Origin of the sequence: Salinispora tropica CNB-440, assembly GCF_000016425.1 — a bacterium.
In the GTDB taxonomy this organism is placed as follows: domain Bacteria; phylum Actinomycetota; class Actinomycetes; order Mycobacteriales; family Micromonosporaceae; genus Micromonospora; species Micromonospora tropica.
The window spans coordinates 3,671,733-3,687,108 of the sequence record NC_009380.1; the positions used below are offsets into that span (position 1 = coordinate 3,671,733).

Sequence of the window (15,376 nt, forward strand, 5' to 3'; positions counted from 1 at the left end):
CTCACCGGGCTGCCGGGGAGCGAGGCCTCAGCGCCGCTCCGCCAGCTGCTTACAGGTCACACAGAGGGTCGCCGACGGGAAGGCAGCCAGCCGCTCCACCGGGATCGGGTTGCCGCACCGTTCACACCAGCCGTAGCCACCCTCATCGAGCCGCTCCAGTGCCCGCTCGACCTGCGTGATCCGTTCCAGGATGCTGTTCGCGAGGGAGATCTCCTGCTCTCGCTCGAACGTCTTGGTGCCGGTGTCGGCCTGGTCGTCCCCGGCCGAGTCGGTCAGCCGGTCGCGCTGCAGCTCGGTGATCTCGCTCAACGTCTGATCATACTCGGCGCGAAGCTCGTCCCGCCGTGCTGCCAGGGCTGCCCGGATCTTCTCGGTCTCCGCCGCGCTGCGGGTGGACTTGGTCGCCGGCTTACGGCCGGCGGTCCTCGTGTCGGCTGGCTTCGCCATCGTCGCTCCCTTAGCCGCGGAGCCGCGGAGGACCGCGGCACCTGGACAGGGGCCGCCGCGTTCGGCGCCCCCAGGTACAAAACGGGCGCGCAGCCAGACGGCCGCGCACTCCAGAGGTTCGCAAGGATACGGAACGTACAGGCGTCCGACAATGTGGCGCACCGGCACCCTGACGTCCACCCCCAATTGACCCATATCGGGCAAAAGGAACGCTAGCAGACCGAACACTCCGACCCTGGTCGTAATCGCCAAACCAGTACGCCACCCGCGGCTGCCAGCCAGCTGTCCACAGCCACCACTGCGCCTCGTTCCGCCGTCTCGGAAGCCTCCGCCGCCTCGGAAGCGTCCGCCGCCTCGGAAACCTCCGCCGTCTCGGAAGCGGGGGGAGCAGGCTGCCACCAGCGCCCGACGGGACTGGCCACCGCCACCGGCAACCAGAAGCACCGATTGCCAGGGCCCGAGGCAGGACGACAGGTCAGGACCAAGGGGACGGGGCAACGGACCAGGGACAGGGGTAGGCCAGGGCACGGGGCCGGCAGGCCTTACGGGCCTATCCGTCGCGGAGTCGGTGCAGCGTCCGGGTGATCTCGACACCGGACCCGCCAACATAGAAAATCTTGTTCCGGCTGGCCGCCCCCGCGCCTAGCGAGACCGCTGCCCGCCGGACTCCGAACGCCTCGGCGAGGGCACGGCGCGCCGCCTCGGTGGCCCGCCCGTCCACCGGCGGTGCCGTCACCGCAATGACCAGAGCGGGGCCATACGGACCCATATATCGGCCCCCAACCCGGGACCGAGACGACCCCGGCTTGATCCGGACGGCTACGGTCAGTGCCTCATCGATGCGGGCGTCTGACGCCTCAGGCACCGGCACCGCCGCTGGCGATCCGCCCTTCCTCGATCAACAGGGCGGCAACCGGGGCGCAGTGGGAGCAGGGGGTAAAGCCGAGGTCTATCGCCTCGGCGACGGGAAGCGGCTCGGGCTCGCCGAGTAGCCGCGCACAGCCGGCCAGGTGGTAACGGGGGTGGGCGTCAACCACCCACACCGCCCGGTCGAGCTGGGCCAGCCGTGCTGCCTCCACTGGGGAAACCGTCTGCGCAGCCGGTTCGTCGTCCACAACCAGTTCGGAGACAACGACCGGCGGCCCGGGTGGTTGCCGCCACCCGGTGCCACCATGGTCAATCGGCGGGGGAACGGGCTGACCGGAAAGCATGAAGCCGCCCGGCTGCCGGTCGGCACGTCCACAGCCCCGATCAGCCTCGGACTGGCTCCGCTCCGCCGCTGCCCGGGTCGCAGCTGCCTGGCGGGCACCCACGACGAGCGCGACGGCGGCCAGCAGACTAGCCGCGATGGAGACGACCAGCAGGATGCTGGATCCGTCGGCGAGGCCAGCCACCAGCAGCACCGCCGCAACGAGAATGAGCAGGATACTGGCGACTATCAAAGCTCACCCCCGCGTCTCGTTCCGATTCTGGGCGAGACCGCGCAACCGTCAGCGGAACGACCGCCGACCGGCGCGGTCAGCGACCGGCTTCCAGCGCACCAGAGCGACCACCGCCGTAGGAGCCGGCGAGACCGGCAGCCGCGAGGCCGTTGCCACCACCGGCGCGTCCTCCACCATCGGTCCGGTCCATCTCGACGTCCGGGCCCTGCCCACGGCTGTCAAGGTCACGCAGCTGGCTCTCCAGGTACGCCTTGAGGCGGGTGCGGTACTCGCGCTCGAACTGCTTGAGCTCCTCGATGTGCTTCTGCAGCGCGGTGCGCTTGGTGTCCAGGCCGCCCATGGCCTCCTGGTGCCGCTGCCGGGCGTCCCGCTCCAGGGCATCGGCCTTGGCCCGCGCCTCGCGGGTGACCTCCTCGGCCTTGGACCGAGCCTCGGAGAGCACCTGGTCGGCTTCCCGGCGTGCGTCGGTGACGTGATCGTCGGCGGTCCGCTGGGCCATCATCAGCACCCGGAGCGCCTGCTGCTCGCCGTCGCCGCCGGCCGGCACGGCACCGGCGCCGCGGACCTGCTCCAGTTCCGCCTGCATCGCGCGGGCGGCCTGTTCGGCCCCGGCCTTGTCGCGCTGGACCCGGTCGAGCTGGGCCTTCATGTCGTTGAGCTCGGCGGCGAGCCGGGCGTCACCGCCAGGGCCGACCGGACCGGCGGGGGCGCCGCCCCGCCCACCGCGCTCCACCTGAGCGCGCAGCTCGTTGTTCTCCTCGATCAGACGGGCCAACTCACGCTCGACCTCGTCCAGGAAGGCATCGACCTCCTCCTCGTCGTACCCCCGCTTGCCGATCGGCGGCTTTTTGAAGGCGACGTTGTGGACGTCGGCCGGGGTCAGCGGCATCGAAACTCCTCGGGTCAGTTGCGGCCGCGAAAGCGCATCGGTCATCCAGCGGTCCTGATGATCGACGGCCCTAACACGAACTCCATCAGCACGAACAGGATAACCAGGAGCACAAGGGAGGCCAGGTCGATGCTCACGGTACCAATTCGCAGCGGAGGGATCACACGCCTCAACGCGTGGAGCGGGGGATCAGTGACGCTCCACACGGTTTCCAGTCCCGCCGATGCCCCACGCCCTGGTTGCCAACGCCGGCCGTACTGGAGCACCGCACTCAACACAAATCGGGACAACAGGATAAGAAGAAAGACAAACAAGACCAGATATAGGACCTGGAGCAGGATTGACAACACGGCTGGCGACGTCCCTTGCACTCGGGCTGATCAACTGAGGCTAAAGAAACCACCCTCAGCGATCTTGGCTTTGTCCTCCGCGGTGACCTGGACATTGGCCGGCGAAAGCAGGAACACCCGATTGGTCACGCGCTCGATCGTACCGCGCAGCCCGAACGCGAGCCCGGCGGCGAAGTCAACCAGTCGCCGCGCATCCGCCTCATCCATCTCCGTCAGGTTGATGATCACGGGGACACCGTCTCGGAAGTGCTCGCCGATCGTCCGCGCCTCCCGGTAGGTCGTCGGGTGCAGCGTGGTGATCTGGTAACGCTGATCCTCCTCCACCGGCACACGCTCCCGCACCGGCGCCTGCGGCGCCAAGGCCAGGTTGTCGCGGGTGTGGTAGCTCAGGGCGCCAGACGGCTCGGGGGCGGACCGGGTGATCGACCGGACGCTGGTGCGCTCGACCCGCTCCGGCTGCTCGCCGTCCTCACGGTGATCCACGTCACTGGCCCGCGCCGCAGCCCGCTCCAGGCGCCCCCGGTCGCCGAGCCGCGAGCGGGGCGGGGCGGCCTCCTCGGCGTCGTCGGCGTCGTCGTCTCCGAAGTCCTCGGAGTATCGGCTCGACCGATACCGCGACTCGCGGTAGTCCCCCTTGTCGTAGCCACCGTCGTCGTAAGCCCGCTCGTCGTCCTCCTCGACCAGACCGAGCCAGACCCCCGCCTTGCGCAGCGCACCCATCCCGCGCCCTTCCCATCCGCCCTACGGCACGCACCCCCGTGCCTGTCGCCTGCCGCAAGTGGTTCACTTCTGCCCGCCGGATCGACACCCCCTGGGCGCGCGTTTCGCGTCGCGCGCCGCAACCCCGACGATAGGAATGCCACTCCCACCAAACAACACCGATGTAATTTGCTCCTGGCGGCCAGGCTACCGCAGCGTGGGGCGCATTCCGAGTAACGCGCTGCCCACCCGGACATGTGTCGCGCCGTACCGGACCGCTGGTTCCAGATCCCCGCTCATGCCCGCCGACAACAACGTCGCCTGCGGATGCTGGACCCGGAACCCGGCCGCCACCTCCGCCAGCCGGGCAAACGCCCGGTCCGGCTCCCACCCCAGCGGTGCCACCGCCATCAAACCGGTAAGCCGCAGCCCGTCCACACCGGCCACCACCTCGGCCAGCGGATCGAGCCCCGCATCCGGGTCGGCGGAGCCGGGCAACGCACCACCGCGACCCACCGCCCCGTCGATGCTGACCTGAAGGAGCACATCCAACGGCCGGTCCCGTTCCGCTCCCGCAGCCCGATCCAGCGCCCGGGCCAACCGGACACTGTCCACCGAGTGCACGACATCGGCGTACCGGACCACCGACTTCGCCTTGTTCCGCTGGAGTTGGCCGATGAAGTGCCACCGGGGCGTCACCCCCGCCGCCGCCACCTCGGCCGCCTTCGCCGCGGCCTCCTGGTCCCGGTTCTCCCCCACCTCAGTGGCCCCGAGCCCGATCAGGGCGACAACGTCACTCGCCGGGTACGTCTTGGTCACCGCGATCATGGTCACCTCCCCGGGATCCCGACCGGCCGCCGCACAGGCGTCGGCGATTCGGGTACGGACTCGGGCAAGGCCAGCTGCGAGCTCGGCGTTCCGATTGGTCGGTGCCGTGGCGGGGGTGTTGGTCATCGGCAGGGCTCAGGAACCGTTCTTGAGGAAGTCGGGAACATCGACATCGTCGAAGAGAACCCGACGCGGCGACTGCTGCGGGGCGGGGGTGGTGGGTGCCGCCGGGGCCGCTGGCGTGGCCGGTGCCGGCTGGTTCTGATTCGTCTTGCGCGCCGGCTCGGCTGCCTTGTATGCGGGCGCGCCTCCGTCGAAGCCCGCGGCGATGACGGTGACCCGCACCTCGTCACCGAGAGCGTCGTCGATAACCGCGCCGAAGATGATGTTGGCCTCCGGGTGGGCCGCGTCGGTGACCAGTTGCGCCGCATCGTTGATCTCGAACAGTCCCAGATCGGAACCACCAGCGATCGAGAGCAGCACGCCGCGTGCACCGTCCATGCTCTGCTCCAGCAGCGGGCTGGAGATGGCCGCCTCGGCCGCCTCCACCGCCCGGTTCTCGCCCCGGGCGCTTCCGATCCCCATCAACGCGCTGCCGGCACCACTCATGACGCTCTTGACATCGGCGAAGTCCAGGTTGATCAGACCGGGAGTGGTGATCAGGTCGGTAATCCCCTGGACACCGGAGAGGAGCACCTGGTCCGCGGTGCGGAAGGCGTCCATCATGGAGATGTTCCGGTCACCGAGCGCGAGAAGCCGGTCGTTCGGGATCACGATCAGCGTGTCGCACTGGTTACGCAGCTCGTCAATGCCGGCCTCAGCCTGCACCTGACGGCGCTTGCCCTCGAACGAGAACGGTCGGGTGACCACGCCGATGGTGAGCGCGCCGAGCTTACGGGCGATGTTCGCCACCACCGGAGCTCCGCCGGTGCCGGTGCCGCCGCCCTCGCCGCAGGTCACGAAGACCATGTCGGCGCCCTTCAGGACTTCCTCGATCTCGTCGCGGTGGTCCTCAGCCGCGTTCTTACCGACATCCGGGTTGGCGCCGGCGCCCAGGCCACGGGTCAGCTCCCGACCCACGTCAAGCTTGACATCGGCGTCACTCATCAGAAGCGCCTGTGCATCGGTGTTGATCGCGATGAACTCGACGCCCTTGAGCCCAACCTCGATCATTCGGTTGACAGCGTTCACGCCGCCGCCACCGATACCGACGACCTTGATGACCGCCAGGTAGTTGTGCGGAGGTGTCATCTGAAGGTCCTTTCCCCCTCGAGATTGGCATGGGCCGCGCCACTCGGCTTGCCCAGGATCAACGGTTGACGACGCGGCCATCACCAGGGCTCGGGTGTAAACCCTCACCCTCTACTAGAGGGTTACATTTATGTCAACCACTGATCCTCTTCGGGGCAACGTAAGCGCCTCCGCCCAATGTGCCAAGCAACCCGGCGGCGTGTCGCTTGGCGGGCGCGTCACATATCACCGGATGGTCACCACGTCCGGAGCGCTGACATCGATCGTGGCCGCCGCCCGGTTCAGCAGCGCGGTGGCGACTCGCGCCTTGTCCGCCCCGCGGGTCGCGTCCCCCCACACCACCCGCCGCTCATCACGCAAGTGAAGCGTGAGTCGGGCCAGCCCTTCGACCGTGATGTCCAGGAGTTCGGCCCGCAACTGCGGGGTGAGCTCGGCGAGCACCGCCAGGGCAGCCTGCGTCTCCGGATCGGCCGGACCCGGCGTCGCCAGCCGGATCACCGGTAGGCCGTCGGGGGGAGCCGACAGCCGGCGGAAGACGACCCCAGTAGCATCCACCACAAGAAACTGGCCGTCCTGCGGCACCACCGCCGCACCGGTCCGCTCGGTTAACCGGACCACGAGGACATCCGGCCAGTCCCGCGTCACGTCAACCCGCTCGACCGCGGGCAGGGCACCGATACGCCCCGCGGTGGCCGCAAGGTCCACCCGGGCCAGCGGCGTGCCGTCGGGCACCCCAGCCACGTCACGCACCTCGACCGAGGTCACCAACTCGGCCCCCTCCACCCGCACCTCACGCACCCCGAACAAGCCAGTACCAACCAGCACCCAGCCGACCAACCCAGCCAGCGCCAGCCCGCCTACCGCGAGCGCCCAGGGCAGAACCGCTCGCATTCGGCGCTGCCGGGCACGGGCCATGAACCGTCGGGTTGAGGCGGGCACCGCGTCCCGGCCTGCCCGAACCAGCTGCCAGCGGCGGACCGGCCCACGGCGGCGGCCGACGCCCCCCTCCACCCCGGAGGTACGCCGACGCGTGGGCCCCGAACTCATCCGGCGGCGGAGGCATCTGGAGTGGAGCCACCAGGGATATCGGGGATGGTGCCCCCAATCGTCGTCGCGCCCCCAACATCGCCGCCGGGTACGGTGCCGGCGGGGCCCGCCGCGCCCCGCCTCGACAGCGCGTCGAGTAGCTGGTCACCCATGAGCGAGCTGGGCGGCGCTCCCATCGTCACCACGACATCGCCCGGCTTGGCTCGGCGGGCCACCTCGACCGGTGCCGCATCCCAGGAGTCCACGAAGACCTTCCGGTCGACCGGCAGTGGCACCGCCTCAATCAGCGCCGCCGATCCCTCCCCCGGTTCCCGCAGCTCCCCGGGGCCGAAGACCTCCAGCAACACCAACTCGTCGGCGATGGCGAGGGCCTCGGCGATCTCCGCCTGCAGGTCGCGGGTGCGGTAGAGCCGGTAGGGCTGGAATACCACGATCAGCCCTCCGTCGCCGGCCACCTCCCGCAACGTCCGTAGCGCGAGGGCAATAGGTGTCGGGTGGTAGGCGTACTCGTCGTAGACCAGTACGTCGTCCGCCACGCCCTTACGCTCGAAGCGCCGCCGCACGCCGGGAAAAGCCGCCAGTGCGGACTGCGCTGCCTCCAGCGGCAGGTCCAACAGGTACTCGGCGAGCACCGCCGAGGCGCTGTTGAGGCCCATGTGCCGCCCCGGAACCGGCAGCCGGAACTCGCCCAACGAGCGGCCGTCGATCTCGGCAAGGTAACGGATGCCGCGGGTGGATGAGGCCATCTCGGTCAACCGTAGGTCCGCATCGGTCGAGATGCCGTACGTGTACACCCGCCGCCCCTCGGCGCGAAGCGTCTCGGCCAGCCGCCGACCACCCACGTCGTCAGCGCAGGTGATGATGAACCCGTCCGGGTCGGTGAGGCGGGCGAAGTCGGCGAAGGCTGCTTCCAGATTGGCCAGGTCACCGTAGGTGTTCAGGTGATCGGCCTCAATATTGGTGATGATCGAGACGAACGGCCGATAGATCAGAAAGGAGCGGTCGCTCTCGTCCGCCTCCACCACGAAGTAGTCACCTGTGCCGTGGTGCGCCCCAGAACCGACCTCGGATATCTCCCCGCCGATCACGAAGGACGGATCCACCCCGGCCTGCTGGAGCACCATGGTCACCATTGAGGTGGTGGTGGTCTTGCCATGGGTACCCGCCACCGCGACCGTCCGTCGGCCGGTCATCGCCGTGGCGAGCGCCTCGGAACGGTGCAGCACCCGCAGGCCACGACGGCGCGCCTCCACCAGTTCCAGGTGGTCGGACGGGATCGCCGACGAGTAGACGACGGTGTCCACACCGTCGAGGTTGGCCACCTCGTGACTCATGTGGATGGTGCCACCCAGCGCCCGCAGGCCCGCCAGGGACGGCCACTCGCGCAGCTCGCTGCCGGAGACCGAGATCCCGCGGGTGAGAAAGAGCCGGGCCAGGCCGCTCATCCCGACCCCGCCCGCCCCGATCAGATGGATGGCGCCGAGATCCTCCGCCGTCAGTCGACCGGCCGGGGAGAACTTCGCCGCGCTCTTCCCACTCACCGGACCACCGCCTCATAGACAAAATTGAGTAGTGCTTCGTCGCCGTCACGATGCCCGTAAGCAGCGGCGGCGGCCCCCATCGTGGCCAGCCGGTGCGGGTCACGGATCAGCGGGATCACGGTGCTCTCCACCCAGGCCGGCGTCAGCTCGGCGTCGTCAACGAGTAGTCCGCCCCCGGCCTCCACCACCGGCAACGCGTTTCGTCGCTGCTCCTGATTGCTGTGCGGGTACGGCACGTAGACCGTCGGCAGCCCGACCGCCGCCACCTCCGCACAGGTCATCGCCCCGCCCCGACCGAGCATCAGGTCGGCCGCGGCGTACCCCAACTCCATCTGCGACAGGTACGGCAACGTCACGTACGGTGCGGGCAGGTCGGTCGGCACCGACACCGCCTCGTTGCGGGCACCGACCACATGCAGCACCTGCACTCCGTTGCGGGCCAGTTCCTTGGCCGCCCCGGTGACCGCCAGGTTGATCGAGCGGGCACCCTGCGATCCGCCGGCGACGAAGAGCACCGGCAGATCCGGACGGAGCCCGAAGTGGGCGCGGGCGGCGTTGCGCATGGCGGCTCGGTCCAGACCGGCGATTCCTCGGCGCAGCGGCACCCCCACCACCCGGGCCCCGCGCAGCGACTCGGCCTGCGCCGGCTGGTGCGGGAATCCCACCGCGAGGTGCTTGGTGAACTTCATGCCCAGCCGGTTGGCCACCCCCGGTGGCACATTGACCTCGTGGATGACGATCGGCAGCTCACGCCGCCAGGCGGCGAGGTACGCCGGGACCGAGACGTACCCGCCGAACCCGACCACCGCATCGGCCTGCACCTCGTCGATGACCTTGCCGGCCGCCCGGGCCGCGGTCCACATCCGGCCCGGGGTCTTGACCAGGTCCAGGTTTACCGAGCGGGGCAGTTGGTACGCGGGGATCTGACGCAGGTCGTACCCGGCGGGCGGGATCAGCTCGTTCTCCAGGCCCTTCGGGGTGCCCAGACAGGTGATCCGGATGCCGGAGTCGTGCCGGCGCAGGCAGTCGGCGAAGGCGAGCAGCGGGTAGATGTGCCCCCCGGTGCCACCTCCCGCAAGCACCACCGAACGCAGCGGACCCATCACCGTCTCCTCTCCTCCGCCGACCCACGCCGGGCCCGGTTCGCCCGGACGGCACGCGGTGCGGCCTGGTCGTCTTCGTGCCGTCCCCGGGGCGCCCGGGCCCGGGGAGCCGGCGGGGCACCCGGGCGGCGCCGGCCGGGAAGCGGCGGCAACGGGGCCCAGACTAGTCGGACCCATCGGGCCGGCGGACGGGCATGCAGGGCTCTCGCCGCATCAGGTTCGGCCCGGGCGAACGAGGCGAGCATGCCGACCGCGGCGAGCGTGACGACAAGGGCGCTCCCGCCGTCGGAGATGAACGGCAGCGGCACGCCGGTCAGCGGCAGCAACCCGATCACCCCACCGATATTGATCATCGCCTGGCCGATCAACCAGGCGGTCGCGGAGGCCGCGGCGAGCTGCCGGAACCGGCCGGTCACTCGGCGGGCGATCCGCAGCCCGGTGTACGCGAGCACCGCGAAGAGCGCCACGACCACACCGCACCCGACAACACCCAGCTCCTCAGCGATGACCACGAAGATGAAGTCATTCTCCGCGGCCGGAAGCGAGCCCCACTTCAGGGAACTCTTACCCAAGCCGGTGCCGAACCAGCCCCCGTGCTCGATCGCGTACCGAGCTTGGAGCATCTGGTAGCAGTCGTGCAACTTGCAGGTTTCGAGCGGCGGCGGGTCGATGAAGTTCGTCAGCCGCGCCAGCCGGAAATTATCCCCGTCCTCGTCGCCCGCATTGCTCGACCCAGCGCCGAGTGACGCGACCGCCACCAGCAGACCAACGCCGAGCAGGCCGACCGCGCCCAGCACCGCGAAGACCCGCAACCGCACCCCGGCCGCCCAGAGCAGCCCGACGACCAAGGCCAGTAGACAGAGCATCGTGCCCAGGTCGTTGTAGCCGACCAACACGAACAGCAGCCCCAGCACCGGGAACAGCGGTGTCGCCAACTCCCGCCACCAGCCGAGCTTGGCGCCCTTACGAGCGACCACGTCCGCCCCCCACAGGACGAGGGCGAACTTCGCCAGCTCAGAGGGCTGGAGCTGGATCGGCCCGAGGTACAGCCAGTTTATGTATACGGAGAACGGGCCAACCTGGTCAACGCCGGCCAGCGAGCCGAGCACAAGCAACAGATTCAGGAGCAGCAGCAACACCACCGCGCCCCCGAGAGCCGGCCAGGCGAGGGCCTGGAAGGTGCGAACCGGCAGCCGCTGGCACACCCAGAAGGCCACGATGCCGATCACCGCGAAGATGGCCTGCTTGGTCAGCGACTCGGTGGCATCGCCGCGCTTGGCGAAGTCCTCCACGCTGGTCGCCGAGAAGACCATGGTGAGACCGATCAGCAGCAGCAGGCCGGCGCTGAACAGCAACAGGTAGTAGGAAGCCAGCGGCCGGGCCAGCAGGCCGCGCAGCGCGGCCAACCCGCCGGCGGCGCTCAGGCCGCGCAGGGGCGTGCCGTCGGGGGGTTCCTCCGGTGGCCGCGCCACCGGAGGAACCCCGACGGTACGCGTACCCCCCGGCGGCGGGCGTCGTCCCGCCCCCGGGCTGTCCTCGTTATCTGGTCCCTCCCCCACCCGCCCATCATCGCGGGTGGGGGAGGCCGTGGCCTCCGCAACCGGCTCCTCGGCGTGTCGAGGACTCGCCCCGGTCAACCGACGCGGGCGAGGAACTCGCTGTAGAACAGGCCCAGGGCGATTGCCACACCGATGCCGGCGATGATCCAGAACCGCACCACGATGTTGACCTCGCTCCAGCCGGCGAGCTCGAAGTGGTGCTGCAACGGTGACATCCGGAAGACCCGCTTGCCGGTGGTCCGGAAGGAGATGATCTGGATCACCACGGACATCGTGATGATGACGAAGAGTCCGCCGATGATCGGCAGCAGCAGGATCGTCCGGGTCGACATCGCCATACCGGCGATCAGACCCCCCAGGCCGAGCGCCCCGGTGTCGCCCATGAAGATCCGGGCCGGGGACGTGTTCCACCACAGGAACCCGACACAGGCTCCGGCCGCCGCCCCGGCGATCAGCGCGACCTCCAGTGGGTCCCGAACCGCGTAGCAGTACTCCTGGGTGTAGTTCGGGTCGGCGCACCAGTGCCGGTACTGCCAGAAGGCGATCAGCGCGTACGCCGCGAGCACCATCACCGAGGCGCCGGTGGCCAGGCCGTCCAGACCGTCGGTGAGGTTGACGCCGTTGGTGGCCGCCATCACCACGAAGATGAAGAGGACGACCGCGCCGACCTTGGTGAGCTCCAGCGCGGGGATGTCCCGGATGAAACTCAACGTCGTGCTGCCGACCGTCTCGGTGTTGGTCAACGTGCCCTGAGAGTCGGTCATGGTGCTCGGGAAGTAGAGCGCGATCACCCCGAACACCGCCCCGACCAGGATCTGGCCGAGCAGCTTGCCCCGCTTGTTGAGGCCACCGCTGTGCCGCTTGCGGACCTTCAGGAAGTCGTCGATGAAGCCCACCGCGCCGGAGAAGACCATCAGCCCCAGCAGCACCAGCGCCGTGATGGTCGGTTCGACCTGAGCGATCTGCGCGTCCGGCAGTGTGGTCAGGGCCAGGTGACCGGCGACGTACGCGATAACGGTGGCCAGGATGAAGACCACCCCGCCCATCGTCGGTGTGCCCTTCTTACCCTGGTGCATCACCGGGCCCTCGGCCCGGATGGGCTGGCCGGCCTTCAACCGGGTGAAGACTTTGATCGCGATCGGTGTACAGAACAGCGAGACCAGGAAGGCTACCCCGACCGCGACGATGACTGCCCTCATGCCAGGCCACCGTCCGCTCCCGCACCCCGGTCGGCCACGGCGTCGGCGCGCAGCGCGTCCGCCACCTCCCACGTGCGGTACCGCGAGCCCTTCACCAGGACGACGTCACCGGGCCGCAGGTCTCCCCGCAGCACCTCGACGGCGCCCGCCTGATCGGTGAGCTGCACCGATTCTCCTTCCCAGTCACGTACCGATGTTGCGCCCTCATGGATCGGGGCCGCCGCCTCGCCCACCACGAGCAGGCGGTCCACCCCCAGTTCCGCGGCAAGTCGCCCGACCTCGACATGCCCGTCCTGCTCGTACGGCCCCAGTTCGGCCATGTACCCGAGCACCGCGATGGTGCGCCGCCGCCTGAACCCGGCCAGCGCCCGCAGGGCAGCGGCCATCGAGGCAGGGTTGGCGTTGTACGAGTCGTCGATGACGGTGACCCCGTCAACACGCTCGAAGACGTCCATCCGACGACTCGAGACCAGCCCGAGCTCACCCAGGGCGGTCGCCAGCTCGGTCACCGGCATCCCCAGTTCCCGGGCCACCGCGGCGGCGGCGAGCGAGTTGGACACCTGGTGCCGGCCGGTCAGCCCGAGCCGCACCGGCGCGCGCCCCTCCGGAGTCACCAGCGTGAACGACGGCCGGCCCCGCTCGTCCAGCACCACGTCAACGGCCCGCACGTCCGCCTCGGCCGCCTCGCCGTACCGGACCACCCGCGCCCGGGTTCGCGTCGCCATCGCGGCGACAAGGTCATCGTCGGCGTTGAGAACGGCCAGCCCCTCCGCCGGCAGCGCCGCCACCAGCTCCCCCTTCGCCAGGGCGATGGTCTCTCGGGAACCGAACTCACCGATGTGGGCCACCCCCACGTTCAGCACCACGGAGATCTGCGGCGGTACCACCTCGCAGAGGTAGCTGACGTGCCCCACCCCTCGGGCACCCTTCTCCAACACGAGGTAGCGGGTCTCCGGATCGGCCTGGAGCGCCGTGTAGGGGTGCCCCAGCTCGTTGTTGAACGACCCGGGCGGGGCGACCGTCGGCCCGAGTCGAGCGGTGAGGGCAGCGATCACGTCCTTGGTGCTGGTCTTGCCGGAGGAACCGGTGAGGCCGACGACGGTCAGATCGGGCAGCCGGTCCACCACCGCGCGGGCCAGTCGCCCCAGCGCCACCTGGGCGTCGTCTACCAGCACCATCGGCACGCCGGCCACCACCCGGGTGCCGAGCACCGCCACCGCACCCGCCCGGATCGCCCCTTCGGCGTAGTCGTGGCCATCCACCCGTTCCCCGGGGAAGGCGACGAAGAGCCCGCCCGGGCCAACCTTGCGGGAGTCGAACTCGACCGAGCCGGTGACCGCGACGCTCGGGTCGGCGGCGACCAACTGGCCGTTGACCGCTGCCGCCACCTCGGCCAGGCTCAGCGGGATCACGACTGCCCCGGCCGGTCGCCGAAGCGGGCCCGCAGCGCGGCGGCCAGCTCGGTGCGATCGTCGAAGGGATGCACCTGCCCGCCAACCTCCTGCCCCTGCTCGTGCCCCTTGCCCAACAGCGCCACCACGTCCCCGGGCGCAGCGAGCTGGACCGCCTCCGCGATGGCCGCACGCCGACCGGGTACCTCCAGGACCTGCGCCTCGGTGTCGGCCCGACGCACGCCGGCGAGCACCTCGGCACGGATGTCGGCGGGATCCTCGGTCCGCGGGTTGTCGTCGGTCACCAGCACCACGTCCGCGCCCTCCGCGGCGGCGACACCCATCAGGGGCCGCTTGCCCCGGTCCCGGTCGCCGCCGGCGCCGAGTAGGCAGATGAGCCGCCCGGTGCTGAACTCCCGCAGGGCGGCCAGCGCGGCAACGATCGCATCGGTCTTGTGCGCGTAGTCGACGACGCCGCGCACCGGGCCGGGGGACGGCACCAGCTCCAGCCGACCGGGAACGCCGCCGCAGTCGGCCACCCCCGCGACGGCGGTCCGCGGCGCCACCCCGGCCGCCACCAGTACGGCGACGGCGAGCAGCGCGTTGGCGACGTTGTGCCGACCGGGTAGGGCCACCCCGGCGGGCAGGGTCAGCCCGTCCGGGCCGTGCAGGGTGAAGCGCTGCGCGTACCCCTCGCCACCGGCCTCGTCGGCCCACCAGGTGGCGGCGCCGTCGCCGGCCGCGGAGTAGGTGACGGTGGCGGGTCGATGCAACGGAAGCAGCGCCGGGTCGTCGTGGTTGAGCACCTCCACCTCGCAGCGGCCGTCGAAGAGCTTCGCCTTGGCGGCGAAGTAGTCCACGGAGTCGGCGTGGAAGTCGAGGTGGTCGGAGCCGAAGTTGGTATAGCCGCCGACGGTGAACCGGACGCCACCGACCCGCCCCATGGCCAGCGCGTGGCTGGACACCTCCATGACCACGGCGGTGACGCCGCGCTCTCGGGCAGCGGCGAGCATGGCGTGCAGGTCGGTCGCCTCGGGGGTGGTCCGGACGCTGTCGACCACCAGATCACCGAGCCGGGTCTCCACGGTGCCGATCAGACCGGTGGTGTGCCCGGCCGCTCGCAGCCCCGACTCGACCAGGTACGCCGTGGAGGTCTTGCCCGCGGTTCCGGTCACCCCGATCACCGTCAACCCGGCGGTCGGATCGCCGTACACCACACTGGCGAGGTCACCCAGTACCGCCCGCGGGTCCGGCACCACCAGCATGGGAAGATCGACTTCCGCGGTCGCCGCCGCGCCATCCGGATCGGTCAGCACGGCCACCGCACCGGCTCGGGCCGCGGCCGAGACGAACTCGGCGCCGTGCCGCCGGGCACCGGGCAGGGCCGCGTACAGGTCACCGGGGCGGACCTCCTGGCTGGCGTGCGTCACCCCGGTGACTGTCGGTTCCGTTGGACCGGGCCGAAGGTCAACGGCGTCCGCACCGGACTCGGCGGCGAGCCGAGCGGCGAGGTTACCGAGCCGGATTCCGGTCACGCTACGAGGGCGAGGATTGCCGGACACGGCGTCAGACCCTACCCGGTCGTCCGGTTCTGGCCACACAGCCGCCCCGGTGGTTCGTCGGCACGCAC

15 protein-coding genes are annotated in these 15,376 nt (G+C 70.2%); all 15 read right to left on the reverse strand.

Features of this window, described 5'->3' with window-relative positions; all coding sequences use genetic code 11:
• Positions 1 to 27 precede the first annotated feature (27 nt).
• The 15 genes from STROP_RS16040 to STROP_RS16110 all read right to left on the reverse strand — a co-directional run bounded on the left by STROP_RS16040 (position 28) and on the right by STROP_RS16110 (position 15,308).
• Positions 28 to 447, reverse strand: coding sequence for a TraR/DksA family transcriptional regulator (locus tag STROP_RS16040; protein WP_012014414.1), 420 nt, complete (start codon positions 445 to 447; stop codon positions 28 to 30).
• Between the two features lie 550 nt (positions 448 to 997).
• On the reverse strand, positions 998 to 1,318 hold the full coding sequence (locus STROP_RS16045; RefSeq protein WP_012014415.1) for a DUF167 domain-containing protein: 321 nt from the start codon (positions 1,316 to 1,318) through the stop codon (positions 998 to 1,000).
• Positions 1,305 to 1,889 (reverse strand): hypothetical protein, encoded by a 585-nt coding sequence (locus STROP_RS16050; RefSeq protein WP_012014416.1) that lies wholly within the window; start codon positions 1,887 to 1,889, stop codon positions 1,305 to 1,307. The genes STROP_RS16045 and STROP_RS16050 overlap by 14 nt, the downstream gene beginning before the upstream one ends.
• A gap of 76 nt (positions 1,890 to 1,965) precedes the next feature.
• Positions 1,966 to 2,778 carry a DivIVA domain-containing protein gene (locus STROP_RS16055; RefSeq protein ID WP_012014417.1) on the reverse strand — a complete coding sequence of 271 codons (813 nt, stop codon included), beginning with the start codon at positions 2,776 to 2,778 and terminating at the stop codon, positions 1,966 to 1,968.
• A gap of 41 nt (positions 2,779 to 2,819) precedes the next feature.
• Entirely contained in the window at positions 2,820 to 3,128 is a 309-nt protein-coding gene (locus STROP_RS16060; RefSeq protein ID WP_012014418.1) for a YggT family protein, read from the reverse strand.
• A 30-nt stretch (positions 3,129 to 3,158) separates the two neighbouring features.
• Positions 3,159 to 3,848 (reverse strand): cell division protein SepF, encoded by a 690-nt coding sequence (locus STROP_RS16065; RefSeq protein ID WP_012014419.1) that lies wholly within the window; start codon positions 3,846 to 3,848, stop codon positions 3,159 to 3,161.
• A gap of 186 nt (positions 3,849 to 4,034) precedes the next feature.
• Positions 4,035 to 4,781, reverse strand: a complete 747-nt coding sequence (locus STROP_RS16070; RefSeq protein ID WP_012014420.1) for a YggS family pyridoxal phosphate-dependent enzyme — start codon at positions 4,779 to 4,781, stop codon at positions 4,035 to 4,037.
• A gap of 9 nt (positions 4,782 to 4,790) precedes the next feature.
• Complete coding sequence (gene ftsZ / locus STROP_RS16075; RefSeq protein WP_012014421.1) at positions 4,791 to 5,906, reverse strand: cell division protein FtsZ; 1,116 nt, start codon at positions 5,904 to 5,906, stop codon at positions 4,791 to 4,793.
• Positions 5,907 to 6,131: 225 nt separating this feature from the next.
• On the reverse strand, positions 6,132 to 6,917 hold the full coding sequence (locus tag STROP_RS16080; protein ID WP_026275709.1) for a cell division protein FtsQ/DivIB: 786 nt from the start codon (positions 6,915 to 6,917) through the stop codon (positions 6,132 to 6,134).
• A 32-nt stretch (positions 6,918 to 6,949) separates the two neighbouring features.
• Entirely contained in the window at positions 6,950 to 8,494 is a 1,545-nt protein-coding gene (gene murC, locus STROP_RS16085; protein WP_012014423.1) for a UDP-N-acetylmuramate--L-alanine ligase, read from the reverse strand.
• Positions 8,491 to 9,597, reverse strand: coding sequence for an undecaprenyldiphospho-muramoylpentapeptide beta-N-acetylglucosaminyltransferase (murG, locus tag STROP_RS16090; RefSeq protein ID WP_012014424.1), 1,107 nt, complete (start codon positions 9,595 to 9,597; stop codon positions 8,491 to 8,493). Before murG ends, murC begins: the two co-directional genes overlap by 4 nt.
• Entirely contained in the window at positions 9,597 to 11,030 is a 1,434-nt protein-coding gene (locus tag STROP_RS16095; RefSeq protein ID WP_050765070.1) for an FtsW/RodA/SpoVE family cell cycle protein, read from the reverse strand. The genes murG and STROP_RS16095 overlap by 1 nt, the downstream gene beginning before the upstream one ends.
• Before the next feature lie 200 nt (positions 11,031 to 11,230).
• Positions 11,231 to 12,355, reverse strand: a complete 1,125-nt coding sequence (gene mraY, locus STROP_RS16100) for a phospho-N-acetylmuramoyl-pentapeptide-transferase (protein ID WP_012014426.1) — start codon at positions 12,353 to 12,355, stop codon at positions 11,231 to 11,233.
• Complete coding sequence (locus tag STROP_RS16105) at positions 12,352 to 13,767, reverse strand: UDP-N-acetylmuramoyl-tripeptide--D-alanyl-D-alanine ligase (RefSeq protein ID WP_012014427.1); 1,416 nt, start codon at positions 13,765 to 13,767, stop codon at positions 12,352 to 12,354. The genes mraY and STROP_RS16105 overlap by 4 nt, the downstream gene beginning before the upstream one ends.
• Positions 13,764 to 15,308, reverse strand: coding sequence for a UDP-N-acetylmuramoyl-L-alanyl-D-glutamate--2,6-diaminopimelate ligase (locus tag STROP_RS16110; RefSeq protein WP_012014428.1), 1,545 nt, complete (start codon positions 15,306 to 15,308; stop codon positions 13,764 to 13,766). The genes STROP_RS16105 and STROP_RS16110 overlap by 4 nt, the downstream gene beginning before the upstream one ends.
• Positions 15,309 to 15,376: the final 68 nt, after the last annotated feature.

Excerpts from the sequence above, each read along its gene's own strand:
- STROP_RS16040 (WP_012014414.1), bottom strand. The coding sequence starts at position 447 with ATGGCGAAGCCAGCCGACACGAGGACCGCCGGCCGTAAGCCGGCGACC.
- STROP_RS16055 (WP_012014417.1), bottom strand. The coding sequence starts at position 2,778 with ATGCCGCTGACCCCGGCCGACGTCCACAACGTCGCCTTCAAAAAGCCG.
- STROP_RS16065 (WP_012014419.1), bottom strand. The coding sequence starts at position 3,848 with ATGGGTGCGCTGCGCAAGGCGGGGGTCTGGCTCGGTCTGGTCGAGGAG.
- STROP_RS16070 (WP_012014420.1), bottom strand. The coding sequence starts at position 4,781 with ATGACCAACACCCCCGCCACGGCACCGACCAATCGGAACGCCGAGCTC.
- ftsZ (WP_012014421.1), bottom strand. The coding sequence starts at position 5,906 with ATGACACCTCCGCACAACTACCTGGCGGTCATCAAGGTCGTCGGTATC.
- murG (WP_012014424.1), bottom strand. The coding sequence starts at position 9,597 with ATGGGTCCGCTGCGTTCGGTGGTGCTTGCGGGAGGTGGCACCGGGGGG.
- mraY (WP_012014426.1), bottom strand. The coding sequence starts at position 12,355 with ATGAGGGCAGTCATCGTCGCGGTCGGGGTAGCCTTCCTGGTCTCGCTG.